Source organism: Actinotignum schaalii, assembly GCF_028864145.1.
GTDB classification, from domain to species: domain Bacteria; phylum Actinomycetota; class Actinomycetes; order Actinomycetales; family Actinomycetaceae; genus Actinotignum; species Actinotignum schaalii_B.
In genome coordinates this window covers 21,019-45,950 of the sequence record NZ_JARBHJ010000007.1, presented here as the reverse complement: position 1 = coordinate 45,950, position 24,932 = coordinate 21,019, and the positions used below count along the sequence as shown (strand labels likewise).

23 protein-coding genes are annotated in these 24,932 nt (G+C 61.1%); 17 read left to right on the top strand and 6 right to left on the bottom strand.

The genetic code is table 11. The features are described 5' to 3' along the window. The first annotated feature begins 18 nt into the window (after positions 1-18). The 6 genes from coaD to PWJ82_RS02570 all read left to right on the top strand — a co-directional run bounded on the left by coaD (position 19) and on the right by PWJ82_RS02570 (position 4,051). Complete coding sequence (gene coaD / locus PWJ82_RS02595) at positions 19-492, top strand: pantetheine-phosphate adenylyltransferase (RefSeq protein ID WP_016442914.1); 474 nt, start codon at positions 19-21, stop codon at positions 490-492. Next, positions 489-1,082: a hypothetical protein gene (locus tag PWJ82_RS02590; protein WP_274735173.1), complete on the top strand. Its 594-nt coding sequence runs from the start codon at positions 489-491 to the stop codon at positions 1,080-1,082. The genes coaD and PWJ82_RS02590 overlap by 4 nt, the downstream gene beginning before the upstream one ends. Further along, positions 1,082-1,642 carry a YceD family protein gene (locus PWJ82_RS02585; RefSeq protein ID WP_274735171.1) on the top strand — a complete coding sequence of 187 codons (561 nt, stop codon included), beginning with the start codon at positions 1,082-1,084 and terminating at the stop codon, positions 1,640-1,642. The genes PWJ82_RS02590 and PWJ82_RS02585 overlap by 1 nt, the downstream gene beginning before the upstream one ends. A gap of 2 nt (positions 1,643-1,644) precedes the next feature. Continuing rightward, positions 1,645-2,424, top strand: a complete 780-nt coding sequence (rnc, locus tag PWJ82_RS02580) for a ribonuclease III (protein WP_274735170.1) — start codon at positions 1,645-1,647, stop codon at positions 2,422-2,424. 9 nt (positions 2,425-2,433) lie between these two features. Then, on the top strand, positions 2,434-3,357 hold the full coding sequence (gene mutM, locus PWJ82_RS02575; RefSeq protein ID WP_274735168.1) for a bifunctional DNA-formamidopyrimidine glycosylase/DNA-(apurinic or apyrimidinic site) lyase: 924 nt from the start codon (positions 2,434-2,436) through the stop codon (positions 3,355-3,357). A 76-nt stretch (positions 3,358-3,433) separates the two neighbouring features. Then, positions 3,434-4,051, top strand: coding sequence for a response regulator (locus PWJ82_RS02570; protein WP_039899046.1), 618 nt, complete (start codon positions 3,434-3,436; stop codon positions 4,049-4,051). Between the two features lie 96 nt (positions 4,052-4,147). Here the strand turns inward: PWJ82_RS02570 and PWJ82_RS02565 are convergent, their stop codons facing one another. The 5 genes from PWJ82_RS02565 to PWJ82_RS02545 form a co-directional block, all read right to left on the bottom strand. Next, on the bottom strand, positions 4,148-5,836 hold the full coding sequence (locus PWJ82_RS02565; protein ID WP_274735166.1) for a GAF domain-containing sensor histidine kinase: 1,689 nt from the start codon (positions 5,834-5,836) through the stop codon (positions 4,148-4,150). Positions 5,837-5,838: 2 nt separating this feature from the next. Then, positions 5,839-7,599 carry a thiol reductant ABC exporter subunit CydC gene (gene cydC / locus PWJ82_RS02560; protein ID WP_274735164.1) on the bottom strand — a complete coding sequence of 587 codons (1,761 nt, stop codon included), beginning with the start codon at positions 7,597-7,599 and terminating at the stop codon, positions 5,839-5,841. Beyond that, positions 7,596-9,362, bottom strand: a complete 1,767-nt coding sequence (gene cydD, locus PWJ82_RS02555) for a thiol reductant ABC exporter subunit CydD (protein WP_274735163.1) — start codon at positions 9,360-9,362, stop codon at positions 7,596-7,598. Before cydD ends, cydC begins: the two co-directional genes overlap by 4 nt. Before the next feature lie 211 nt (positions 9,363-9,573). Continuing rightward, the gene (gene cydB / locus PWJ82_RS02550; protein WP_016442905.1) at positions 9,574-10,701 is read right to left on the bottom strand and encodes a cytochrome d ubiquinol oxidase subunit II; all 1,128 of its coding nucleotides are present in this window, start codon (positions 10,699-10,701) and stop codon (positions 9,574-9,576) included. 9 nt (positions 10,702-10,710) lie between these two features. Then, complete coding sequence (locus PWJ82_RS02545; RefSeq protein ID WP_039899041.1) at positions 10,711-12,216, bottom strand: cytochrome ubiquinol oxidase subunit I; 1,506 nt, start codon at positions 12,214-12,216, stop codon at positions 10,711-10,713. A gap of 497 nt (positions 12,217-12,713) precedes the next feature. Here PWJ82_RS02545 and PWJ82_RS02540 point away from each other — a divergent pair, with 497 nt between their 5' ends. From PWJ82_RS02540 to PWJ82_RS02515, 6 genes are all read left to right on the top strand, one after another. After that, complete coding sequence (locus PWJ82_RS02540; RefSeq protein WP_274735162.1) at positions 12,714-15,179, top strand: Rne/Rng family ribonuclease; 2,466 nt, start codon at positions 12,714-12,716, stop codon at positions 15,177-15,179. 190 nt (positions 15,180-15,369) lie between these two features. Next, positions 15,370-15,675 carry a 50S ribosomal protein L21 gene (gene rplU / locus PWJ82_RS02535; RefSeq protein ID WP_016442902.1) on the top strand — a complete coding sequence of 102 codons (306 nt, stop codon included), beginning with the start codon at positions 15,370-15,372 and terminating at the stop codon, positions 15,673-15,675. A 48-nt stretch (positions 15,676-15,723) separates the two neighbouring features. Further along, positions 15,724-15,978 (top strand): 50S ribosomal protein L27, encoded by a 255-nt coding sequence (gene rpmA, locus PWJ82_RS02530; protein ID WP_016442901.1) that lies wholly within the window; start codon positions 15,724-15,726, stop codon positions 15,976-15,978. A 180-nt stretch (positions 15,979-16,158) separates the two neighbouring features. Further along, positions 16,159-17,694 carry a GTPase ObgE gene (obgE, locus tag PWJ82_RS02525; protein WP_274735160.1) on the top strand — a complete coding sequence of 512 codons (1,536 nt, stop codon included), beginning with the start codon at positions 16,159-16,161 and terminating at the stop codon, positions 17,692-17,694. 45 nt (positions 17,695-17,739) lie between these two features. Continuing rightward, complete coding sequence (proB, locus tag PWJ82_RS02520; protein ID WP_274735158.1) at positions 17,740-18,855, top strand: glutamate 5-kinase; 1,116 nt, start codon at positions 17,740-17,742, stop codon at positions 18,853-18,855. 575 nt (positions 18,856-19,430) lie between these two features. Beyond that, on the top strand, positions 19,431-20,324 hold the full coding sequence (locus PWJ82_RS02515; RefSeq protein WP_274735157.1) for a hypothetical protein: 894 nt from the start codon (positions 19,431-19,433) through the stop codon (positions 20,322-20,324). A 75-nt stretch (positions 20,325-20,399) separates the two neighbouring features. Here the strand turns inward: PWJ82_RS02515 and trxA are convergent, their stop codons facing one another. Then, a complete protein-coding gene (trxA, locus tag PWJ82_RS02510; protein ID WP_016442896.1) occupies positions 20,400-20,783 on the bottom strand; it encodes a thioredoxin in 384 nt (127 codons plus the stop codon). Between the two features lie 168 nt (positions 20,784-20,951). On the opposite strand from trxA, the gene PWJ82_RS02505 reads away from it, so the two are divergent. From PWJ82_RS02505 to PWJ82_RS02485, 5 genes are read left to right on the top strand one after another with little or no spacing between them, the layout of a single operon-like run. Beyond that, positions 20,952-22,214 (top strand): glutamate-5-semialdehyde dehydrogenase, encoded by a 1,263-nt coding sequence (locus PWJ82_RS02505; protein ID WP_274735155.1) that lies wholly within the window; start codon positions 20,952-20,954, stop codon positions 22,212-22,214. Then, a complete protein-coding gene (nadD, locus tag PWJ82_RS02500; protein WP_274735153.1) occupies positions 22,204-22,893 on the top strand; it encodes a nicotinate-nucleotide adenylyltransferase in 690 nt (229 codons plus the stop codon). The genes PWJ82_RS02505 and nadD overlap by 11 nt, the downstream gene beginning before the upstream one ends. After that, complete coding sequence (locus PWJ82_RS02495) at positions 22,890-23,744, top strand: hypothetical protein (RefSeq protein WP_274735151.1); 855 nt, start codon at positions 22,890-22,892, stop codon at positions 23,742-23,744. The genes nadD and PWJ82_RS02495 overlap by 4 nt, the downstream gene beginning before the upstream one ends. Next, positions 23,741-24,211, top strand: a complete 471-nt coding sequence (gene rsfS / locus PWJ82_RS02490) for a ribosome silencing factor (protein ID WP_274735149.1) — start codon at positions 23,741-23,743, stop codon at positions 24,209-24,211. Before PWJ82_RS02495 ends, rsfS begins: the two co-directional genes overlap by 4 nt. After that, on the top strand, positions 24,208-24,867 hold the full coding sequence (locus PWJ82_RS02485; RefSeq protein WP_274735146.1) for a histidine phosphatase family protein: 660 nt from the start codon (positions 24,208-24,210) through the stop codon (positions 24,865-24,867). Before rsfS ends, PWJ82_RS02485 begins: the two co-directional genes overlap by 4 nt. Positions 24,868-24,932: the final 65 nt, after the last annotated feature.

Genomic DNA, 24,932 nt, shown 5'->3' with positions numbered 1-24,932 from the left:
AAAGATTAGGCTATAACTATGACGCTTGCAGTCTGCCCCGGGTCTTTCGATCCCGTCACTTTTGGACATCTCGACGTTTTTGCCCGCGCCGCTTCCCTCTTTGACGAGGTTGTTATTCTGGTCGCGCATAACTCTTCGAAAAATCCGCTTTTTTCGCCGCGGCAACGCGTGGAGTTCATTCGCGAAGAAGTGCGCCATATGGCCAATGTGCGGGTGGAGGATTTCGGCGGGCTGCTGGTGGATTTTTGCCGAGATATCAGGGCGGATGCCATCGTCAAGGGACTGCGCTCCGCGGTGGATCTGGATGCGGAATACCCCATGGCGCTCATGAACCGGGAAATATCGGGGATCGAAACGGTGTTCCTGGTGGGGGATCCGGCGAAAGGCCATATTGCCTCCTCGCTGGTGAAAGATGTGGCACGGCACAAAGGTGACGTGCGGAGTTTCGTTCCCGCGCGGGTGGCGCGGGCTTTGGAAGAGGAGATGCAATGACTCACGATACACGCGGGGAATCGGTGGTGGAGATCCTCGATGAGCTCCTCGCCCTGGTGGATAACGCACGTTCCATCCCCATGTCCGCCTCGGTGATGATCAACCAATCCGAGGTGCGTGACCTGCTCCAGCTAGCCCGCGATGCGGTACCCGATCAGGTGCTCCGCGCCGATGACGTGCTGGCTGATATCGATTCGGTGCGCGCCTCCGGGCGCCAGGAAGCAGCGAGTATTATTGCCTCGGCCCGCCAGGATGCAGAAAATATTGTGGCGGAAGCACGCGCCCAGGCCAGCCGGCTCGTCTCCAATGACGCCATCACCATTGCGGCGCGCTCCACCGCCGCGCGAATTGAGGACGAAGCCAAGCAGAAGGCCGAACGGCTACGCGAAGGCGCCAACCACTACTCTGATTCGACCCTCGCTAATCTGGAAGACCAGGTGAACGGGGTCGCGGCCGCGCTGGAAGAGGCCGTGCGGGCCGCGCACGAAAAAATGGATGCGGCCCTCGCCCAGATTTACGCGGGCCGGGAAGTTCTTGCCAGCCGCCAAGAAACCACCGACGCTGTTTTTGATCATTCCGAGGAGGAATAGTGGACCTTCGCAGTCCTTTTGTTGTCTCGCTGCACGATTTACCGCGTAGCGACGGGTCCTTTATGCCGGTGCGGGAAACCTTCGCGGCGCCCCCGGATCTGGGTATCGAGCTCATGGCCGTCCCTACCGGATCCGAACTTGATGTGGATCTCAACCTCACCTCGGTGTCCGAAGGTGTTTATATTGGCGGGCAAGTGCATTTCACCGTGGAGGGCCAGTGCTCACGCTGCCTGCGCGATATCCACGAAGAACGCACCCAGGAAGTATCCGATCTGGCCTACTACCCGCAGCGGCGTGCCGAACTCATTGCTGAAGGGGATGAGGACGCCGAAGAACACCCGGTCATTGAGGATCACCACGTGGATCTGGAACCGGTGCTCCGCGATGCCATTGTGCTCAATCTGCCCTTCCAACCCCTGTGTTCCCCCACGTGCCAGGGCCTGTGCGCCGGCTGTGGGGAACGCCTGGAAGACCTGCCCGAAGGGCACCACCACGAGGCACCCACCCTGCACTCGGATGCGCTGGACGCACTGGAAGCCCAGCTGCGGGCACAGGAGTAAGCATGGCCTATCGTGAATTAGTGGAACAGTGGGGAATTGACCTGCCTCGGCCCTTGCTGCGCCGCGCCCTTACCCATCGCAGCTTCGCTTTCGAGCACGACGAACCCCATAACGAACGCCTGGAATTCCTGGGTGATTCCATTCTGGGCCTCATCATCGCGGAGAAAGTATTTCGGGAATACCCCGATGCCTCCGAAGGCGATATGTCCCAAATGAAAACCTACGCGGTGTCTGAGAAGGCCTTGGCCGATGTGGCGCGGCGGATCAATCTGGGTGACTCCCTGCGCCTGGGCCGCGGGGAGGATCGCTCCGGCGGGCGTAACAAGGATTCCATCCTCTCCGATACGGTGGAAGCCCTAATTGCCGCGACTTATCTGGAACACGGAATGGAACCAACCCGTGAGATCGTGGACCGGCTCCTCGATTCCAAGATCAAGGATGCCTCGGTGCTGGGCCCCAACCTCGACTGGCAAACGAGTTTCGAAGAGCTTGCGCATGGCCTGGGCTGGGAAGGCACCATGGAATTCGAGTTGAGCTCCACCGGTCCCGACCACGCGCGGGTTTTCACCGCGGTGGCCTCCATGGCCGGGCGCGAATGGGGGAGCGGCGAAGGAAGCTCACAGAAGAATGCGCGCCACGCCGCCGCCGAAGCCTCCTACCGGATTCTCGCCGATCTGATCGAGAAGGGTGAGGTACAGCCGGCAGCTGAGGATAGGAACGACGACGCAGCTCCCGGCACGGGTGCCTCCGCCACCGACGGCACTGCCGGCGCGGAATCCTAGTAGGTAGGCGTGCCCGAACTTCCCGAAGTTGAATCAATCCGACGCGGACTCGCTGAACACCTGACGGGCCGGCGCATCCTTACCGCGCAGGCTTTCGGCACCCGCGTGATCCGCCGTGCCCCGCAGGGCCTGGCCCCGGTGGTGGGCCGTACCGTGCGAGCGGTGGTACGGCGCGGAAAATTCCTGTGGTGCGATATGGGGGAGGATCTGGCCCTCCTCGCTCACCTGGGTATGTCCGGGCAATTCAGGGTGGATGAGCCGGGTGCCGGCGGTGAAGGAAGCCCCGCCTGTGCAGAAACTCCCGCCGATGCAGAAGGTTCGGCCGGGCAGCGCCGCCACCTGCGGGCCCGCTTCGCGCTCGATAACGGCCGTGTCCTCGACTTCGTGGATCAGCGCACCTTCGGCTACCTGGCGCCGGTCGCTTTCCAGGCCACCGCTGATGGCCAGCCGGGCGGGGCGGGGTCCGAGCGCGCCGTCGTACCCGCGCCCGTGGCGCATATTGCCCGAGACCTGCTCGATCCTCATCTGGACGAAACCGCACTACTCGAAATTCTCGGCACCACCCGGCGCGCGATCAAACGCGTGCTTCTCGACCAGAACATCATTTCCGGAATCGGAAATATTTATGCCGATGAAATGCTCTATCGAGCTCGTATTCACCCCGAAACCACGGCGCTCGCGAACCACGCGGCGCGGGAACTGCTGCACGCCGGGCGGGAGGTACTCCAAGCTGCGCTGGCCGCCGGCGGCACATCTTTTGATCGCCTGTACGTGCATGTCAACGGCGAGAGCGGCTATTTTGAGAGGTCTTTGCGGGCCTACGGGCGGGCCGGGCAACCCTGCGAGCGCTGCGGAACCCCCTTGCGGAAAATTACCCTCGGCGGGCGTTCCACCACGCTGTGCCCGGTATGTCAAGTCGCTCCGATTGGGTAGAATAAGGGCGGATTATTGACCGATGATGGCGATGCAAACAAAGGAGGGCCGGCGCGTGGCACAAAATATTCGCGTCATGATTATTGATGATCATGAAGTGGTACGGCGGGGAATCATTGAGGTGGTTGACCGTTCGGAGGGCCTCGAGGTGGTTGCCGAAGCCGGATGCGTAGAAGAAGCGGTACGGCGCGGCGGCCTGGTGCTCCCCGATGTTGCGCTGGTAGATTTGCGGCTCCCGGACGGCACCGGAATCGATATTATTAATCAGTTCCAGGAGGTCAGCCCGGATACTAAGTGCATCGTCCTCACCTCTTTTGATGACGACGACGCCCTCTCCGAATCCCTCAACGCCGGCGCGAAAGCGTACCTCTTGAAGTCGGTGCGCGGGGCGGAAATTTCGGACAATATCAAGGCCGTGGCCGAAGGGCGCGTTCTTCTCGACGAGCGCACGGTCTCACGGCGGCGCGCCGATCATGATGATCCCACCGCGGATCTCACCCCCTCGGAACGCAATGTTCTTGAGCTGATCGGGGATGGGCTATCCAACCGGGAAATCGGCGAGCAGCTCGGGGTGGCGGAAAAGACGGTGAAGAACCACATTACCTCGCTGCTCTCCAAGATGGGCTTGCAGCGGCGCACCCAGGTTGCCGCATGGGTTGCCGGCCAGCGTGCCACCGGGTGGCGCAACCAGTAGCCGGGCCCAGTGCCGGGCGATTAGCTGTTTACCGACTGAGCTACCGGTATGTTGATAGAGCTATTGAGCCGTTGACCTGGTTACTCGGGTAGTCGGTTAACCGTCGATGAGGGCCCGCCAGCGCACTACCGTACCGCTCTCGCTGCCCGGAGCAATGGAGAAGGTACCGTGGTGGCGCCGGGCCCGGGCGGCCAGATTAGATAGCCCTGAACGTCGGCTCAATTCGCCAATACCTACGCCGTCATCGGCAACTTCCACGCTAATATCGCGGTCGGTAACGGTAACCGTGACTGTGATGGTATGGGCGTGAGCGTGGCGCACCGCATTGGAAAGGCATTCGCGCACCACGGCGATAACGTCGTCGCTAATATCCGAACCGATGGCATCATCAATCTCGGTGTGGGTGCCGCTATCAATATCTTCGCCGCGCACGCTAATACGCAGGCTCGGGGTGAAACCGAGCTGTGCCGTCACGGAGCTCACCTCGCGGCGCAGGCGTGAGACCACCGGAACCGAGGTATCCGGGCCGCGCAGCGAGTAAATAATCTGGCGGATCTGCGCCACGGATTCATCAATCGATTCGATGGCGTTATCGAGGGTATCGAGCACATTATCGGCCACCGCGTCCTCGGTGGCGAGATCATCACGCAACGCAGACAGGCGCATCCCGGAAGCGAAGAGCTGCTGGATCGCGAAATCGTGCAGATCGCGCGAAATGCGGGAGCGTTCTTCCAACTGTGCCGATTGGGCTTGCACGTAGCGCGCATCAGCCAGCTCCAAGGCGAGGGCTGCCTGATTCGCCACGCTTTCCGCCATCGTTAAATCAACCATGTCGAATTCCGCGCGCCCGCGCAGCCGGGCCAGAATAATAACACCGCGCGCGGTATCCCCTCCGGCCATCGGCGCGTAAAGAAGTGGGCCGAAACGGTTGAGCGGATTATCGGGGGAAGGTGGCGCGGTGCTTGTATCAATAATGCGCCCGAGCCCGCTTTGGGCCACCGCCCGCGCTCGGGAATCCCGCCCGAAAGTGGTGCCCACCAGGTCCTGCCCGACCTCGCCCGCCACAAATTCGCAAGCCCAGGTATCAGCCACCGAGGGAAGGATAATAAGAGCCAGATCGGCATCCGCTACCCGCCGCATTTCGGTGGCGATCAGCTGGAGGGCTTCCTCTTCATCGCTTCCTTGCAGCAGCGCGATAGTGATACGCCGCGAGGCGGAAAGCCATTGCGCACGGGAATTCGATTCCTCGTACAGGCGTGCATTTTCGACGGCAATAGTAGCGGCGCGCGCCAACAGTGCAATGAGGTTAATATCTGCTTCGCTAAAAGAACCGGGTTTATTGAAGAAGATGACTCGGGCGAGCACCCGATTCCCGGTCATGAGACGCGAGGTGAGGAAGTTCGTGATACCCGGGCCGTAGAGTCCATCCCTGTAGCTGGCAGCGGTAAGTGGGGTGTTTCCCGCGGCAGGTTCCGGGGTGATGCCGCTCGCATCATGCACGGCACTAACTGCCTCGGCACGATCCCACATGATGGTATCTTCATTGCCGAGAGATTCGAGGTCGCGATCCAGGCTGGTGGGTGTGAGGCTGGCAGCTGCGGGTAGCGCCTGGCCCAGGGTAACAATGCTTGTCACCTTTTCCGCCGAATTGAACATGAGAACGGCGGCACTGGACGCTCCGGTTAATTTCAATCCGGCGCCGGCCAAATTCTCGAGCACCTGGGTGCGATCCAGGCGCGCGGTCAACGCGAGCGCATTGAAAATAACCGTTGTGGTATCCAGCATCCTTATTCCTGTTTCGCCGCCCATGCGTACGAGGCGAGCCTTTCGGTGAGCTCCTCGTGGGTGCCGCGCGCGCTCACGTGGGCGATACCACCTTCGTCACGGGTCATAACAATAACCTCGTCGGCGGCATCAAGGGGCGTGAGCCGGTGCGTCACCAAGATAATAGTACGCGGATCGGTGCTATTCTTACCGGCCCGAAGCAAATCGCGGATAAGCTCATCGGCGGTTTCCGGGTCGAGGTGCTCACCGGGTTCATCCAGGAGCAGGAATTCCGCATCGGAGGCTAGCGCCCGGGCAAGCAGCAGGCGCCGTCGTTCTCCACCCGAGATCGTGGCGGCATCCTCTCCCAGCAGAGTATGAACCCCGCGCGGGAGCTGGGTGAGCCAGGTACCCAGGCCTGCGCGCACCAGCAGCTCCACGGCTTCTCTTTCGGTGACCGAGGGGCGCGCCACCCGGAGGTTCTCCAGCACGGTGGTTTCAAAAACGTGAGCGTCCTCCGCGGTGAGGGTGAGGGTGTGGGAGACCGTGCGCCGATCCAGGGTGGAGACTTCGTGCCCGTCCAGGCGGACCGAGCCGGCATGCGGGCGCAGCATTCCCGCCAAAGTATAGAGCAGGGTAGATTTCCCGATTCCCGAATGTCCCACGATGGCGATGGAGGAGCCACGTTCTACGTGGAGCTCGAAAGGTCCGGCCACGTCCGGCCCGCCCGGCCACCCAATAATGAGGTCCGTAGCATGCAGGCCGTGTTCGTGCGTGGGTGCCGGGGCTTCCGGTTCTTCGCTGCGCTGGGCCCGGTCGAGGAGCTCGAGGATACGCTGGGCAGCCTTGGCGGAACGTACCAGTTGGATCGCTGCCTCTCCTAGGCCCTGGGTGGCTTCGAAAGCGGCGAGCGGGGTGAGGACGCAGACCGCCAACGCGGTGGCGGAAAGCGTGCCGGCGTCCAGAGCCCGGCTTCCGATAAGAATCGCACCCACCACGGCAATACCCATGGCGAGGGTATCCAGGGCGATAGCGAGAGCCTGGGGGCGGGCCGCGGCGTCGCGGTGCCGGAAGATCCGCTGTTCGGTGGCTTCCTGAACCTCCTCCATGGCGTTCACCCGCCCGGCTACCCGCAGCTCAGCGGCCGAATCGAGCATGGTCAGCGCGGTTGCGGAAATCTCTGTTTCGTCACGCACCTGCGCTTCTTCTGCGATGCGACCCCCTCGCATGGCCAGGTAGGGAGCGAGGATTCCGGAAATAAGGAGGCAGCCGGCCAGCAGCAGGCCGATGGGTGGGCACAGAATCCCCACGATGAGGCAGGAGACGAGGCAGACAATACCGGCAACCGCTCCGGGTTGGACCGCTTTGACGACGACGTCACCGACCGAATCAACATCCCGGCCGGTGCGGGCAAGCAGGTCACCGCGACGCACCGAGGTGACCACGTCGGTAGGGGAATCGGCCAGCGTCGCGTAGACAGCGGTACGCAGATTGGACATTCCGTAGAGAGTAACCCGGTGCGAGAAAATTCGGTTGACGTAGCGCAGCAGAGCTTTAGATACCCCAAAGAAACGCACCGAGGTGGTAGCCACGCCGAGGGCGAGGACCGGGGGCATTTGGGAAGCTCGGGTAATGAGCCAGGCGGAAACGGCCGCCAGGGCCACCGAGCTGCTGAGTCCGGCGGCACCCGCCGCAACGGAACCCCAGAATCCGCCCTTGTCCACGCGTAGGAGCCGCAAGGCACGGAGGAGAGCACGGCGTTCATCTTGAGGGAAAGTACTCACTTGGTCACCTCGGTTGTCTGGGAGTTAGCGGGCGCGGTGGGGGACGGTGGTGCAGTGGCTTGCATTTGCGCGGCGGCCGGCTCTGGGACCGGCCGTGCGGTGCCGGGAGATGTGGCAGCCGGTTGCGCCGTCGTTGACACTACATCAATAACCGCATCGGCAAGGTCGAGAAGCGCGGTGCGGTGAGCGATAACGATAACGGTGCGTCCCTGCGCTCGTAGATGCGCAACTGATTCGACGACGCGCCGTTCGCTGCGAGCATCCAGGTGGGCGGAAGGCTCGTCGAGAAGCACGAGGGGGCGCTCAGACACCAGGGCACGAGTGAGGGCAAGGCGCTGGCGCTGGCCCACGGAAAGACCGACGCCGCCCTGCCCGATAAAGGTATTCCACCCTTCCGGAAGTTCGGCGATGACCTCGTCAAAACCGGCGAGGGCCGCGGCGCGTTCCAGGGCTGGGCCCGGAGTCACCCCAATATTTTCCGCTACGGTTCCCGGCACGATTACCGGGCGCTGGGAAACCCAGGACACCTGCTGCCACAAGCTTTCTTGGCGGATATTTTCGAGCGGGGTGGTGCCAATATGCACGGTTCCGCTATCGGGGGCAATGAAGCGGAGGAGCACATTTGCCGTTGTTGTTTTTCCGGAACCGGAGGCTCCCCGTAAAGCAGTTACCTGCCCTGGGAGGATGTCCGCGTTCAGCTGCGCGGGCGCGATGGTATCACGGCCGGGCGCAAGAACCGAGAGATCACGGATCGTGATAGGGGAATTGGCCAGATCAGGGCACTCAACCGCGCCATCTTCCACCGGGAGGGGCTGCTCAAGCAGGTCAAAGACCTGAGCAGAAGCCGCTACTCCGTTGGAGGAAGCATGGAATTGGGTGCCAACTTCCCGCAGCGGTTTGAAGACTTCCGGGGTGAGCATGATAATCGTCAGCCCGGTGAAAAGGGAGACATTTCCGGCCACCATGCGCAGGCCTACCTCCACCGCAACGAGAGCGGTAGATAGCGTGGCAAGGAATTCCAGCACCGCGCCGGAGAGGAAAGCGATGTAAAGAGTTTGGAGTGTTTTCTTGGCGTAGTCATCCCCGAGATGCTTGACGCGCCGGGCCGGGTCTTCTTCGCGCCCGAGTGCTTTGAGAGTGCTCAGACCACCCAAAAGGTCAAGGAGCTGCTGGCCCAGGCGCTGCATGGAGGCGAGGCGTTCATTGGAAAATGCCTGGGTCATGCGCCCGATAAGGATCATGAAAATGGGGATGAGTGGAATACAGGCCACGATGGCAATGGCGCTCACCCAATCGAGGAAAAGGATAACAACGAGTGCGAAAGGCGTAACCGTGCAGGTGAGGATGAGCTGGGGGAGGAATTTGACGAAATAGGGTTCCAAATCATCCAGTCCGGAGGTCACCAGGGTAACCGTGGTGGAGGTGTTACCGGAGGCGAGCCAGCGGTCGCCCAGGTCACCAGCCCGGCGTAGTACCCGGGCGCGCAGATTAGCGATGGTGCGCAGCGCGGCGCGATGGCCGTAGGACTCGCGGATATAGATAAGAACACTGCGAGCGGTGAAGGCAGCCGCGACCCCGAATACCGGCCAGCCGATGTCACGGAAGGTGAGATCGCCGTCTGCCACCGGCGCAACGGAGGCGGCAATAAAGAAGCATTGCGCAAGCACGAGGGCTGTTTCCAGAAAACCAACTCCGCCGAGCAAGGCAACGTAACGACGCGCCGTGGGCGCGAATTTCATAAGTCGAGAATCAACGGGCTTCATTCTTCTCCTTGGACACTGCTGTCATGGTAGCCCGGCCCTGAGTATGACGCTGGATCACCCCGTTTTACTGCGGACTACGCTCCACAGCGGAGTTATGGCATTTCAGGGCCCAAGGATCCGAGAGTGCGGATGAGAGGCTGCCTTATGAGGGGAGGGGGGGGGGGCGCGGGCGGGGGGGGGGCGGCCCCCGCCTCCCGATCTCACGTGCTACTTAACGAATCTCGAACTCGCGGATCTTCTTCGGTTCCAATCCCACGGGTTCCTCGGGAATTTGCCCGGCGTCAATGCGCTTGCGGAACACGGAGTATGCCCACACCGTGTAACCGAGGACGATCGGAACGAAAATAAGTGCCGCGATGGTCATGATGGTTTGCGTTGGCGCGGTGGCCGAGGCTTGCGCGATCGTGAGGGAGTAAGCCTCGTTGATCGACGACTTCATGACATAGGGAACCATCATCGCAAAGATGGTGGACACCGCCGCGGCAATAGCCGCGAAGTGCAGCCCGAAGGCGAGAATCTCCCGGTTAGCCCACGTGGCTGCCACGGTGGCGATAAGGAGCACCGCGCAGATAGCCAGCGGGATAATCGCCAGGACTTGCGAGCTGTACACGAAGTAGGCCCACAGAGCCCAAACCGCGGTAATCGCGGTGGAGATCACGGTGGTGCGCTTCGCCAAGTTAATGGAACGCAGCTGGAGTTCACCGGCCGTCTTAATCGAGAGCCACAGCGCGCCGTGGCTGAAGAAGAGCGAGAGGGTGACCAACCCGCCCAGGACGGTGAAAGGCGTGAGCAGCGAGAAGAACCCGCCGGTCAGGTAGTGGTGGTTATCCGCGAGGGCTTCCCACGTCACCGCATCGGGTGCCACGGCCACGAACTCACCGGAGGAGTAGTTGCCCACCTCGATTTTCATCCCGGCCACGAGGTTGGCGAAAGCCACCCCGAAGAGGATCGATACGATCCACGACACGATGCAGTGCAGGGTGTCCCAGGTATTACGCCAGCGCTCGGTGCGGATCATCTTGCGCCATTCGAGGGCGCAGATGCGGATAATAAGGCAGACGAGCACGAGGACGAGGGCGATGTACATGCCCGAGAACATGGTGGCGTACCATTCCGGGAACGCCGCGAAAGTAGCACCACCTGCGGTGAGCAGCCACACTTCGTTGCCGTCCCAGTGGGGGCCGATCGAATTGATCATGGCGCGACGTTCGCGTTCGTTACGCGCAAAGGTCTTGAGGAACATCCCAACGCCGTAGCCGAAGCCCTCCAGGGCCAGGAAACCAATCCACAGGACCGCTACGAGGATGAACCACAGAGTCATCAAAAATGTTTGTTCCATGAGGTCCTCCTAGTAAACGAAATTCGGGGTAGATTTCGCATCGTATTCGACGACCTTCTTGTGGGTATTGATACCCTCGCGCAGGTAGCGGCCCAGAAGCCAGATCCACACCACGCCGAGTGCCGAGTAGAGCACCGTGAAGATGGTCAGGGAGAAGGCGACGCTGCCACCGTTGACGGAATGGGAAACACCCAGGTCCGTCATGAGCAGGACGCCATCAATTTGAGTCGGGTAAACGATCCACGGCTGGCGCCCGATTTCGGTGAGGATCCAGCCCGCGGAATTCGCCACGAATTGCAGCGGGATCATCCACAGCCAGAACTTGCCCCAGCGTTCCGAGCGCATAATGCGATCCCCGCGCAGCACCCACAGTCCGAGGACCGCGATGAGGAGATCCAGCATCCCCACTCCCACCATGACGCGGAAGGAGTAGTAGGAGGCCAGAACGTTCGGAGTGACCTGCTGGTTTTCGAAAGCGGTATCGAACTTCTCCACGAGCTCCGCGTTGACGTTCTCCATCTGGTGGATGCGGTCACGCACGCGCTCATTGGCTTCGCTAATGGATTCCAGGCGCGAATCAGGACCGGACCAGTGGTTGGTCATCATGAAGGATTCCAGGCCGGGAATCGGAACGTAGATCGAGGTAGCATCCTCGCAGCTATTACCCCACATAACAAGGGAAAGCTTGGCGTTTTCTTCGCCCTGGCACACGCCCATCATGGCCGCGGCCTTGGGGGGCTGGATGACGCCGAGGTGCTGACCCATGTAGTGACCGGACAGGGCGGCAATAATCGCGGCGACCAGGGTGACCTTGAGGCCGAGCTTAGCGGTGGGTTTCCAGTATTCGCGCGCTTCGACTTCGTTGCCGGAGAGGCGAATAGAGCGTGCCATCCACCAGAAAGCGAAGCCGGCCACCAGTACGCCGGCCAGCGTAAACGCAGCGCCTAAGGTGTGGAGGAAGGTGAGTACCCAGGTGGTATTGGCGAAGAGGCCAAGGAAGCCTGCCATGCCGTCCAGCTCCGCGCGCCCGGTTTCCGGGTTGAAGACCGCGCCGTGCGGATCCTGCATGAAGGAGTTGGCCGCCAAAATCCACGCCGCGGAAATCACGGTACCCATGGAGAAGAGCCAGATGGTCAGGTTGTGCATCTTGGGGGAGAGGCGGCCCTTGCCGAAGATCCACAATCCGAGGAACGTGGACTCCAGGAAGAACGCCAGGAGGGCCTCGAAAGCGAGCGGGGCACCGAAGATGTCACCGACGAAACGCGAGTACTCCGACCAGTTCAAGCCGAACTGGAATTCCTGCACGATACCGGTGGCAACGCCGAGCGCGAAGTTGATGAGCAGGATCTTGCCGAAGAAATCGGTGATCCGCTGCCACTTCGGATCGCCCGTTTTGCGGGCCTTAGTTTGCATATACGCCACGATGACAGACAGACCAATGGTCAGGGGCACCTGAAGCCAGTGGTAGACGGTTGTAATACCGAACTGCCATCGCGCAAGGGTGATCGGATCCACCTTTTCACCTTTCCGATGTGTAACACGTGTGATCGCGCGTGGATCGCCGCGGTGGTCCCGTAGCAGCGCGATCAAATTTTTCACCCTCGATCCTACTCACCCGCGCGGCAATAAGAGGTATCGAACACGAGGGACTTTTGTCCGGCCCGGCGCTCATGTGCCATCTGGCACACAGGTTAGCGACACCTCTCAAAAAATAGGGACGAAAGTCCCGGGCAGGTCTGTGTGGTGGTGATTGCAGGCCCCGGCAGGTGCCCGGCGTTGCGGAGATTTCGGGAACCTCCCAGCGCCAGTCCAGTACTCCTCATGTAGAATCGGCATCAGTGTACCGGGCGCTACCGTATCGCCCCGGTGGTTCGAGGCTGTGAAGAACCTGGCCGGCAGATGATGAGCGCCGGATATGCCCTCGAACGTGAATATGCTTGCGCGGCGTCGGCCGCAATGGTGATAGGTCCGCACGGGATACGGGGTGCGCGCCTGTCGGGAAGTGTAGACGAATGGCGAAAGAAGCCACCGCGTCGGAGCACGGCACCGTGAGTGCGGCTGCGGCGAGTCCGTTTTTCATTCCGGTACCTGAAGAAGAGGCGGTGGAAATTCCACGCTTCCGTATTAATACGGATATTCCGCTCTTCCAGGAACCCGACGCTGCCAATGCTATCCGGGTCACCTACCTCGTTGATGACGATTCCTCCAGCGGCGCAGATTCCGATTCTGGCGATAGTTCCTCCCGGCGCACCCGGCGGCGCGAACGCGGCGAGCATGATTCTTCCGCTCGCGCGCCGCGAGGTTCTCAGAACGACGACGCCGCCTCTGAAGAAAGCGACCACGCGGAAACGGATGAAACTTCGGTAGCGCCCACCCGGAGGCGCCGTCGTAGCCTTTCGTCCGACGATGAAGTGGCAGCGCCCAAGGGCTCCACTCGCTTGGCTGCCAAGCGTGCTCGGCGCCGCGAGAATCGCGAGGGATCGGCCCGTCGGCGCGGATCCATCACCGAAGTGGAATACCTGGCGCGGCGTGAATCCGTTAAACGCGACATGATTGTGCGGGAACGCGACGGTCTCAACCAGATCGCGGTGCTCGAAGATGATGTGCTCGTAGAGCACTACGTGGCGCGGCACACCCAGATTTCCATGGTCGGCAATGTGTACCTGGGGCGGGTGCAAAATGTGCTGCCCTCGATGGAAGCCGCTTTTGTTGATATCGGTAAGGGACGCAACGCGGTTCTTTATGCTGGCGAAGTGGATTGGAAGGCCGCCGGGGTTACCGGCAAGAACCGCCGGATTGAGCAGGCGCTCAAGTCCGGAGATACCGTGCTCGTGCAGGTCACCAAGGATCCTATCGGCCATAAGGGTGCGCGGCTGACCAGCCAGGTCACCCTCGCCGGGCGCCATCTGGTACTTGTTCCCGGTGGGGATATGACCGGTATTTCGCGTAAGCTTCCCGATTCGGAACGTTCGCGTCTCAAGAAGCTTCTCAAAGAAATTGTGCCGGAAGATCACGGCGTCATTGTGCGCACCGCCGCCGAAGGTGCTACCGCGGAGCAGCTCAAGAATGACGTGGAACGCCTGACGAAGAGCTGGAAAGAAATTCAGCGTAAGGCCAAGGCGGCGAAAACCGCACCGCAGGTTCTCAAGAGTGAACCGGAACTGGCTGTGCGAGTTGTACGCGATATCTTTAACGAAGATTTCGATTCCCTGCGCGTGCAGGGTGAGGATGCCTGGGAGACGATCTCCACGTACGTGGAAGAACTATCTCCCGAACTCATGGACCGGGTGAGCCGATGGGATGATTCCCGCGATATTTTCGAGGCCTACCGGGTGGAAGAACAGCTCGCCAAGGCTTTCGACCGCAAGGTGTGGCTGCCCTCGGGGGGCACTCTTGTTATTGACCGCACCGAAGCCATGACGGTAGTGGATGTTAATACCGGGAAGTTCACCGGATCGGGCGGTTCGCTAGAAGAAACGGTAACCCGTAATAATTTGGAAGCGGCCGAAGAAATCGTGCGGCAATTGCGGCTGCGCGATATTGGCGGCATCGTGGTTATTGACTTTATCGATATGGTTCTGGAGTCCAACCGCGACCTTGTGTTGCGTCGGCTTATCGAGTGCCTCGGGCGGGATCGTACCCGTCACCAGGTGGCGGAAGTGACCTCCCTGGGCTTGGTGCAGATGACCCGTAAGCGCGTGGGGCAGGGGCTCGTGGAGGCCTTCTCGACCGTCTGTGAAGCCTGCGAAGGGCGCGGCTACATCATTCACGACCACCCAGTAGAGGAAAACGAAGAATCCCACGCGCCCCGCAAGCGTAAGAATCGGCGGGAGGCTTCGGCCCCGCAGCGCGAGGCGGCTGTTCAAATGATGAATTCCATCGCCGCTGCGGGCCATGCCGACTCCCAGCAGAAGGATGGCCAGGATAAAGATAAGCCCCAGGATTCAGAGGCCCCGAAGCTGGAAACGGTTGAGAAGCCCGCGGAAACCGCGAAACCGGAGAAATCTGAAAAACTGGACAAGCCCGCGAAATCCGCGAAAGCCGCGAAGGGTGATAAGCAGGAGAAGTCGGAAAAGCCGGCTACCCGGCGTCGTCGTAGCTCGCGAACCGCACCGGCGGCCGCGGATACTTCGGGCACCGGAACGAAGGATACGAAGGGTACTACCGCGGGGCAGGAACGCGCCGCGGCCGTAGCCACGGGCACCGTACGTGCCGGAAGTAGCACCGCGGGCACAGGCACCGCGCGGAAGACTGGCATGGTGGTTTCCTCCGGCGTGGTGAGCCCGACGCACACGGCCGTTTCTGCTAGCTCCCACGCAAAGACGGTGTCGCCGTCGTCCGCTATCCATACCGGATCGCGTGAGGCAGCTAACGGAACCCGCGGGGGCACCAAGCGGCGCGCCGTGGTCTCGTCGGGTCCCATTTCCACCGGAAACGGGGCGGGGGTTCTGAGTTTTCCGGCCAATTCCCAAGGGTAGTTCGGAGCGGGCACGGCGCTACAACCGGGAGGTACGTGGCGCATCCCATAGCGACACGGCCGGTCTCATGCGCTGTCTCACTTGTAAGAAAGCGGGTCGACGCAGTAAAGTAGATGGTCGGTGCTTAGGCACTCAGTCGTTTAAGTGCGCTGTCCAGCGCGAAAAGTAGCCGTAATCAACAGGAGCAAACGTGGTGTACGCGATCGTCAAGGCCGGGGGCCGTCAGGAAAAGGTTTCTGTCGGAACCGTCGTGGTTGTTGACAGGATGGAAGGTGAAGTCGGCGATACCGTCGAACTCGAACCCATCATGCTCGTTGACGGGGATAAGATCACCACGGCTGCCGATGGCATTTCGGCGAAGGTTACCGCGGAAATTGTGCGCGATGAAAAGGGACCGAAGATCTCCATCATCAAGTTCAAGAACAAGACGGGTTACCGGAAGCGCCAGGGGCATCGTCAGCCCCTGACCCGCCTCAAGGTCACCGGCATCCAATAGGATCTGCCGCGTCAGCAGCTAGTTTTGAGATAGTAAGAAGGTAGACAGATGGCACATAAGAAGGGCGCCTCTTCCTCGCGCAACGGGCGCGACTCCAATGCCCAGCGCCTCGGGGTGAAGCGGTACGGCGGTCAGGTAGTATCCGCCGGTGAAATTCTCGTTCGCCAGCGTGGCACGAAGTTCCATCCGGGTAATAACGTCGGGCGCGGCAAGGATGATACCCTGTTCGCTACCGCAGCCGGAACGGTCCAGTTCGGTACCCGTCGCGACCGCAAGGTTGTCGACGTCGTGACCCAGGCTTAAGGCGGAGCGGCCCGAGCGCCGCACGCACCTATGATGAGGGGTGGGGGATTGAACCTCCACCCCGTCATTCGTTAACGCGGGCTCGGTGCGCGAGTACCGGCTACGCAGACGTCCATCTACTCGCGGCGGTTAAGCCGCCGCGGTGACGCGTCAGCACTACAGAAAAAGGGGAGGGCATACGTGGCCTCGTTCGTCGATAAGGTGACCTTGCACCTGCGCGCCGGCAACGGTGGAAATGGATGCGTTTCGGTGCGCCGGGAGAAGTACAAGCCTCTCGGGGGACCCGACGGCGCCAGTGGCGGCCATGGGGGCTCCATCATTTTTGAAGTGAATTCCCAAGAATCCACTCTCATGGACTACCACCACACCCCGCATCGAAGCGCGGAAAACGGCCAACCCGGCGCCGGTGATAACCAGCGCGGCAAGAACGGTGCGGATCTGGTGCTCAAGGTGCCGGCTGGAACGGTCGTGAAGAACAGCGAAGGTGATGTGCTCGCGGATCTTGTGAGCCCCGGGGATTCTTTCGAGGTAGCACGCGGTGGCGTGGGTGGGCTCGGAAATGCCGCCCTGGCTTCCCCGCGCCGCAAGGCACCCGGCTTCGCCCTACTCGGGGAAGCTGGCGAGGAACTCGATGTTGTTCTCGAATTGAAATCGGTGGCTGATGTGGCACTGGTGGGATTCCCCTCCGCAGGGAAATCCTCCCTTATCGCGGCTATGTCTGCCGCCCGCCCGAAAATCGCCGATTATCCATTCACCACTCTCGTTCCGAACCTCGGCGTGGTGACCGCCGGCGAGGAGCGCTACACCATTGCCGACGTTCCCGGTCTCATCCCCGGGGCCTCGGAAGGGCGCGGGCTCGGTCTGGAATTTTTACGCCATATTGAGCGCTGCGCGGTGATCGCCCACGTCATCGATTGCGCCACACTGGAACCGGGGCGGGACCCGCTCACGGACCTGGATACCCTGGAACACGAACTGGCTCGGTACGCGGCGAATATCCCGCCCACCGAGGGTCAACTTCCTCTCACCGAACGCCCGCGGGTGGTGATTCTCAATAAAATCGATGTCCCGGATGCGCGGGAACTCGCGGAATTTGTGACCCCGGAACTGCGTGAACGCGGCTTGGAAGTTTTCGCTGTCTCCACCGCCAGCCACGAAGGTCTGCGTGAGCTCTCCTTCTACTTGGCGCGGGTGGTGCGCGAAGAAAAAGCGAATCGCGAGGTTGCCGAACCGGTGCGCCCGGTGCTGCACCTGGCGCGGGAACGCGATGATCGTTTCACCATCGTCAAGCGGCGTGACGGTATGCAGGAGTTCTGGAATGTGCGTGGACGCCAGCCCGAACGCTGGGTGGGGCAAACCGACTTCGCCAATGATGAGGCGGTTGGATACCTCGGTGAGCGCCTCCATCGTCTGGGTATCGAAGATGAACTGGCCCGTCTGGGTGCGGTGCCGGGCGATATGGTGGTTATCGGCCCGCCGCAGACCGGTTTCGTTTTCGATTGGGAACCGACCGTTGCCGCCGTCGCCGAAATTTACGGTCCGCGCGGGCGTGATATCCGGGTGGAAGCCGAACGTTCCCGCCCCACCAGGCGTGAAAAGCGCGCCGATTTTTACGAGCGTATGGATGCCAAAGAAGAAGCCCGGCAGGAATTGCGTTCCGAACGGGAGGCCGGCATATGGACGGACCCGCAGGCAGAGACTCCGGAAGGGGACTAAACTAGCCTGCGGTGTCCCGAACCATCAGATAAGAAAGAGTGACTCGTGTCCGGTACCTCATCCACCTCGCTGACCCGGCGTGACTGCCTTGAGAACTCCCGTCGAATAGTCATTAAAGTGGGATCCTCCTCCTTGACGGGGCCGGACGGTGCCCTGCACCAGGAAACCCTCGATCTTCTTGTCAACACCATTGCGGACGTGCACGCCCGCGGGGTCGATGTGGTGCTGGTATCCTCCGGCGCGGTGGCGGCCGGTATCGGGCCGCTCAAGCTGGGCCGTCCGCGTTCCCTGCGGGAAAAGCAGGCCGCGGCCATGGTGGGCCAGTCCCGCCTCATGGCTGCGTACGAGGAACGCTTTGAAGCGCATGGCATTAGCGTGGGCCAGGTGCTCCTCACCGCCTCTGATGTCACGAACCGGCGCCACTACGCCAATGCGCTTACGGCGATGCGTACGCTTTTGCGTTTGCGGGTGGTTCCGATTGTTAATGAGAACGACGCCGTTGCCACTGACGAATTGCGCTTCGGTGATAATGACCGGCTGGCCGCGCTGACCGCCCACCTTGTAGGTGCCGGCACTCTTATTTTGCTCACGGACGTGGACGGCCTGTATACCAAGCCCCCCAGCGAGGCGGGCGCCACCCGCATTGCGGAGGTGACCAGCGAGGAAGACCTCGCCGGACTGCGGATTACCGGGCGGGGTTCGGCGGTCGGAACCGGGGGAATGCGCACCAAAGTGGCGGCGGCCGAATTGGCAACCTCGGGTGGCGTCGGCGTGATTCTCACCCACGTTGATAATGTGCAGCGGGCCGTGGCTGGGGAGAATGTGGGAACCTGGTTCGTGCCGAGCAAACGGCATGTGTCCGCGCGGGGGCGCTGGATGGAATTCGCGGCGCGGGCCCGGGGGCGGGTTACATTGGACGACGGCGCCGTTGCGGCGGTCACGAGCAATCACGCATCTTTGCTCCCGGTGGGAGTCATCGGGGTCTCGGGCCGTTTTGCGGCCGGGGATATCGTGGAACTTTGTGATGGGCACGGAGAAATTATTGCCCGGGGTCTGAGTGCCTATAGCGTGGAAGAACTGATCGAGCTGGTGGGAAGCACCGGGGCGCGCGGCAAGAAGCCGGTGGTGCACGCCAATGACATCGTGCTCTTGGGCTCCTAACTGGTCACGCCGTTAGCATCACCTGTTCCAGGTGCTGGTGCGCCGCCTTTGGCGTGTGCCGGTCGAGCGTGCTTCAATGGCATCCGCACAGGAACGCTGCGGCGTGCACAAATCTGTGTTACGTCTTACTTTACGGACCTGTAACTACGGGAAACGTGCATAATTTTGCACTAGCTGTGCAGGGTGGTATTTTTATTCGCCCAGGTTGTAGCGCTGACACCCGAGAGTTTAGCGAAGTATTGCATCACCTTGATCGAATAGTAATCACGATAAATGAATAGTGATATGCGCAAAAAACCCTCGTGTTTGTCTTGCCTATTGGACAATAAAGATCTAGCGTTATCGCAAGTGCTTATATAGCACGCTCGCAATCGCTCGGAATACCCGAGCCGACGAAGAACGGAGAATTCGATGTCGCAGTTTGTCACGCTCCAGGGCCTCACCTCCAGCATGTGCGCGGACTATCGAATTACCATGGCGCATTGGCGCCGCTGGCATCACCACTTTATGAGCGCGCGCCTTCTTGCGCCTGCCAGTGCCCCCTCTGCCCGTCTTCGTCCTGATAGTGAGTACTAATGACCATCCAATTGACCACCCTGTGCACCACCACGAATGAGGAAGTTTTAAGAGAAACATTTTTAGGAGTCGATCTCTCGGCGCTCGGCGGCGGAGAGAATCTTTGCGGCGACGGCGCAGCTGCGCGCCCAGCACACGGGGCTTCCATCGCGCACCTGGCCTCCTGCGCGGATGCGGCCTGGAAAGGCGGACTTGATTTCGTCCAGTTTTCCGGGGAATTCGTACTTCCCGGTGCCCGCGTCGCCTCCGCGATGGAAACGGCAAGCCGCCTGGGTCCACGTGCCCGCGGTGATATCGCGGTAGAAGTACCCGCCACGGCCCAGGCTTTACGGGAAGCGGTGGCCAGAACCCAGCAGAACTCCAGCGATACCCCGGCTCTGGTAAGTCTTCCGATCACCCCGGCTACCGACCTCGCGGCCCTGCGCAGCGACGTGGAAAATGCTATTGCGGCCGGGGTACGCCTCATGCCGCACGTGCGCGCTGAAGATGTCCCGAATCTGAATCTTCGGGCAATCTGCGGTATTTCCCCGATGATGCGCCTCTCCGCGCCCGATGCGCACCGCGCCCGCGAAGCCCGTTTCGCTTTGCGTACGGCGGCAGAAGAATACGATACCGACCTGCAGGTCCTCCTCGACATGACCGTCATTATTTCGGCTACCCGCACCGCTGCTCGCGAACGCCTCTTCCTGGTGCAGGCCCTGGGCGGTCCGGATTTCACCCGCAGCGCCCACGTGGTGGGAACGGTCTACGATGTTGCGGATACCACCGAGTCCTGGCTGGGGATGGGTGCGGCAGATGGCATCATCTACCGGCCTACCTCCATCCGCACCGATTTAGCTTCGCTGGTGCGCGGAGTACTTCCGGTGCTTTTCGGACGCGCTGAAATTTCCTAATTTTTCTTGGGATTAATGAGGGGCGAACTGGTTGATTCCAGTTCGCCCCTCGGTGCTTGGCGGAAAGTCGGTAGCTTATTCAGCCTGTTGTGCGGATTCCTCAGCTTCGTGAGCGGCGAGACGGGCGCGAATCTCGTCCATATCCAGCTCCTTGACCTGGCCGATCAGATCCTCGAGCGGACCGGCCGGCAGCGCCCCGGCCTGCTCAAAGACGCGGATACCATCGCGGAAAGCCATAATGGTCGGAATCGCCTGAATCTGGAAATGCGCCGCGAGCTCCGGGCTATCCTCGGTGCTTACCTTCCCGAAGGTGATATCGGGGTGCTTTTCGGAAGCCTTTTCGTAAATCGGGCTGAATGCACGGCAGGGTCCGCACCAGCTCGCCCAGAAGTCCAGCAGCACGATGCCTTCGTGTACGGTCTCGTTGAAGTTCTCAGTGGTGACAGTAACGGTTGCCATGGTTCTCCTCAAATTTGTTGGAAATCTCGCTACCTGCAACGCGGGGGCGGGCGGCGCTATTCCCATGAGATTGCCCGAATATATATGAGTGCTCCTCATTCCCGCTCGCTGTTCCTCTTCGGTGTTCCTATTCGGTAACGGGGGCCTTTCTGGCCTAAAGTAGAGACTATGACCGCAACGTTAACCGAGGGCGTGGCCGAGGTAGCCCGCCGCGCGCGCCAGGCTGCGCGTTCTTTGCGCGGGGCGCAGACCACGTCGAAAAATGATGCTCTTTGCCGTATCGCCGCAATTTTGCGTAGGGAAACCGCTCGTATCGTGGCGGCAAATGCGCAGGATGTGGCCCGGGAACAGGGTCGGCTTTCCCCGGGAATGATTGATCGCCTCCTCCTCACCGAAGAACGCATCGAGGGCATTGCCCAGGCGGTAGAACACGTGGTGGGCTTGGCTGACCCGGTTGGCGAAGTGATCCGCGGTTCGCGCTCGGCTCACGGTATGCGTTTGCGCCAGGTGCGGGTTCCCATGGGCGTGATTGGCATGATTTATGAGGCCCGCCCCAATGTAACGGTCGATGCGGCCACCCTGGCCCTCAAAGCGGGTTCCGCGGTAATACTGCGCGGGGGGAGTGCTGCTATACGCACCAACGAGGTGCTGGTCGAACTCATGCGTCAAGCGGTAACGGAGGCCGGTTTCCCACCCGATTGCGTGCAGACCATTGATGCTTTCGGGCGTGCAGGCGCCGTCGAACTGATGAAATTGCGCGGCCTGGTGGACCTTGTTATTCCGCGCGGGGGCGCCGGTCTTATCCAAACGGTCGTGCGCGAATCCCTGGTCCCCGTGATCGAAACCGGGGTGGGCAATAATCACGTGTACGTAGATGCCAGCGCGGATGTGGAGCGGGCTAGCGCCGTCGTCGTTAATTCCAAAACGCATCGGCCGAGCGTGTGTAATGCGGCCGAAACGCTTCTTGTCCACGCGGATATCGCACCGCAATTTGTGCCGCGGATTTTGCGTGAGCTTCACGAACGGGGTGTGACCTTGCATTGCGATGCGACCGCGCAGAATTTTGCGGGGGATATTCCCACGCAGGCCGCAACGGAAGAAGATTGGGAAAAGGAATATTTGGCTCTGGAGATGGCCGTGGCGGTGGTGCCTGATATTGAGGCGGCGCTCGCGCATATTGCCCGCTATTCGAGCGGTCATACCGAAGCTATTGTCGCCGAGGATCAGCGTGCCATTAATCGGTTCACCTCCGAAGTTGATTGCGCCGCGGTGATGGTGAATGCCTCGACGCGGTTCACGGACGGCGGCGAATTTGGGCTGGGCGCGGAAATTGGTATTTCTACCCAAAAATTGCATGCGCGTGGACCCATGGGGCTGGAAGAAATGACCACGACCACGTGGATTGCAGAGGGCGAGGGGCATGTCCGATAAAGACGAACCGGTGCAAATTCCTTTCGACGAACGCAAGCACCGGCGTCGGCGGATCGGGGTCATGGGCGGAACTTTCGACCCGATTCACCACGGTCACCTGGTGGCAGCCTCGGAAGTGCAGCATCGTTTCGGGCTGGACGAGGTAGTTTTTGTGCCCACCGGCCGCCCCGCTTTCAAGCAGGGGCAGCACGTGAGCCCGGCCGAACACCGCTATCTCATGGCGGTTATTGCCACCGCATCGAATACCCGCTTCACGGTATCGCGGGTGGATATTGAGCGGCGCGGCCTGACCTACACCGTGGATACCCTGCGGGATTTACGTGAGGTCTACCCGGATGCGGATCTGTACTTCATTACCGGAGCGGATGTTATTCCGGAGATTTTGCGCTGGAAGAACGCCGAGGAACTGTGGGGGATGGCGCGTTTTATCGGCGTCACGCGCCCCGGGCATACGATTGATGTATCCGCGTTGCCCAAACATGCCGTGGAAATTGTGGAGGTTCCCGCTATGGCGATTTCTTCCACGGATGTGCGCGACCGGGTGAAAGCCCACGAGCCCATCTGGTATTTGGTGCCCGAAGGCGTGGTGCAGCACATTAGAAAATACAAACTTTATGCCCAGCGTGAGGCACCGGGTAAGCTTAATAAAGGACAGTCGTACCGAGAGGAGAAGAAATGAGCGAGGGCGGGCGGCGCCTCACACGCAGCGAGATGCGCGAGCGCGGACTCTTGAAACCTCTCGAAGAAGGCGAGGCTTCGCCGGTAGAAGAATTGCGGCGCACCCGGGATATTCCGGTAGTGCGGGCAACGCGGCGGCGGGCTATTCTTGCCGAGCGTGCCGAAGCTGCTGAGATAGCTGGGGGAGCGGAGGCCGCGGAGCCGCCCACCGAAGAGGAGGGTGCTCCCACTCAGGCAGGCGAGGCTTTGACCGCACCGGAGCCGCGCGCGAGCGGTGAAGAACAAACACCGGCTGCAACGCTCACAACTCCATCTCCGGCACCCGCACCCGCGGGGGAGCGCATCTCCGTTTTCGACCGTTTCGAAGCGGATACCGAGGCACGTATCGGTGAGGAAGAGCATTCGCTCGTGGCACCGCTAACGGCCTCCGCATCAGCTGTGGCGCCAGCCCCCGCTCTGGAGGAGACCGCGCCGGAGTTTTCCGAAGGTGGCAGCTTGCGCGAGCGCTTGCTCGCCCGCACCCAACATGATGCCTTGGGAGCTTCCGGCACCCAGATGGATGCGGCGCCGGAAGGAGAAGGAGTTACGGGGAACGACGCCGCAGCGGCGTTCCCGCCCGCTTCCGTTCCCGCGGCGCAGCCGGATCCGCTCGCGCACGAATATGTGGACGAGGATGAACTAGACGAGGAATCCTCGCCGCGGCGCTGGACGGTGACCATGCTTCTGCTCATTGTTATTAGCGTGGTGCTCGGTCTCGTTATCGGGTTCTTCTTCCTACGGCACGGTGCGCAGGCTGCACCTTTCGATTTTGTAATATCCAGCACTACCCCTGATATCAAGGAGATCTTGTGACAGCTTCGGACCGCGCGATAGAGCTCGCCCGTATTGGAGCCGCGGCTGCGGCAGAAGTAAAAGCAACATCGATTGAAGCCCTTGATGTTGGTGAGCGTTTCGCCATTTCCGATGTATTTCTTATTATTTCCGGTGATTCGGAACCGAAAGTACGTGCCATTGTGGATCGGGTGGAAGAGAAGCTCGATGAGGCAGGCGGGCAGCGTTTGCGCCGCGAGGGATTGACCTTTGATCCGCGCTGGGTGCTCCTGGACTACGGGGAGCTCATCGTACATATCCAGCGCGATGAGGATCGTGATGATTACGCTCTCGCGCGCTTGTGGGCTGATTGCCCGCACGTCGATCTTCAGCTGGATGATGAGGCGGTTATTACCGGGGCACAGGCACCCGCGGTGCCCGAGCCCGCCCCGGAATCTGAGAAATCCGGGGACTCTGAGGCGGCCGATGCCGCTGAGGTAGATGCATGACGGCAGATCGCATCCTGCTCTGGCGCCACGGCCAAACTGATTACAACCTGGCCTGGCGAATTCAGGGCTCCACGGATATCCCTCTCAATGCGGTAGGCCTGGGCCAGGCGCGTTATGTGGCTCCCTATATCGCCGCGGCAGGCCCGGCGCGTTTTGTGGCATCCCCGCTGCAGCGCGCCTATGCCACTGCTCTCGAGGCCGCCACGCTGGTAGGTCTCGAGGTGGCAACCGATGCGCGTTTAGAAGAACGCTGTTTTGGGCGGTTCGAAGGCTTGACCCGCACCGAGATTGCCGAGCGTTACCCGCGTGAATTCGCGCAGTGGCGGGCCGGGGAGGAACCCGTAGGCGTCGGCGTGGAAACAAAGGAACACGTAGGCGCGCGCGTGGCCGCGGCAATCACGGAAGCTAGCGAAGATATGGATGGGGGCCTGCTGGTTGTGACCGCGCACGGGGCGGCGATCACCTGCGGTCTCGGGGTACTCCTGGGCTGCGGGGCGCAATGGCAGGGCTTGGGCGGCCTGGATAACTGCCACTGGGCCATGCTGCAGCGGCGTAAGAATACGAAGCCGCAATGGCGACTCACCGGCTTTAACCGTTTCCTCGCCGACGAGCACGATCCCGTGAAGAACTTTGAGGTGGAAGGGCCGGAAGGCTAGGCACCCACCTGGAAGAATGCGATGCTTGACACAAAATCCGGTTCTGATTTGCCAAGCGTTTCTTC

Coding starts and splice junctions, on each gene's coding strand:
- PWJ82_RS02565 (WP_274735166.1), bottom strand. CDS start 5,836: ATGCTGGATACCACAACGGTTATTTTCAATGCGCTCGCGTTGACCGCG.
- PWJ82_RS02570 (WP_039899046.1), top strand. CDS start 3,434: ATGATTATTGATGATCATGAAGTGGTACGGCGGGGAATCATTGAGGTG.
- PWJ82_RS02505 (WP_274735155.1), top strand. CDS start 20,952: ATGACCGCAACGTTAACCGAGGGCGTGGCCGAGGTAGCCCGCCGCGCG.
- trxA (WP_016442896.1), bottom strand. CDS start 20,783: ATGGCAACCGTTACTGTCACCACTGAGAACTTCAACGAGACCGTACAC.
- cydB (WP_016442905.1), bottom strand. CDS start 10,701: ATGGAACAAACATTTTTGATGACTCTGTGGTTCATCCTCGTAGCGGTC.
- PWJ82_RS02515 (WP_274735157.1), top strand. CDS start 19,431: ATGACCATCCAATTGACCACCCTGTGCACCACCACGAATGAGGAAGTT.
- PWJ82_RS02590 (WP_274735173.1), top strand. CDS start 489: ATGACTCACGATACACGCGGGGAATCGGTGGTGGAGATCCTCGATGAG.
- nadD (WP_274735153.1), top strand. CDS start 22,204: ATGTCCGATAAAGACGAACCGGTGCAAATTCCTTTCGACGAACGCAAG.
- rnc (WP_274735170.1), top strand. CDS start 1,645: ATGGCCTATCGTGAATTAGTGGAACAGTGGGGAATTGACCTGCCTCGG.
- PWJ82_RS02540 (WP_274735162.1), top strand. CDS start 12,714: ATGGCGAAAGAAGCCACCGCGTCGGAGCACGGCACCGTGAGTGCGGCT.
- PWJ82_RS02495 (WP_274735151.1), top strand. CDS start 22,890: ATGAGCGAGGGCGGGCGGCGCCTCACACGCAGCGAGATGCGCGAGCGC.
- cydD (WP_274735163.1), bottom strand. CDS start 9,362: ATGAAGCCCGTTGATTCTCGACTTATGAAATTCGCGCCCACGGCGCGT.
- PWJ82_RS02485 (WP_274735146.1), top strand. CDS start 24,208: ATGACGGCAGATCGCATCCTGCTCTGGCGCCACGGCCAAACTGATTAC.
- coaD (WP_016442914.1), top strand. CDS start 19: ATGACGCTTGCAGTCTGCCCCGGGTCTTTCGATCCCGTCACTTTTGGA.
- rpmA (WP_016442901.1), top strand. CDS start 15,724: ATGGCACATAAGAAGGGCGCCTCTTCCTCGCGCAACGGGCGCGACTCC.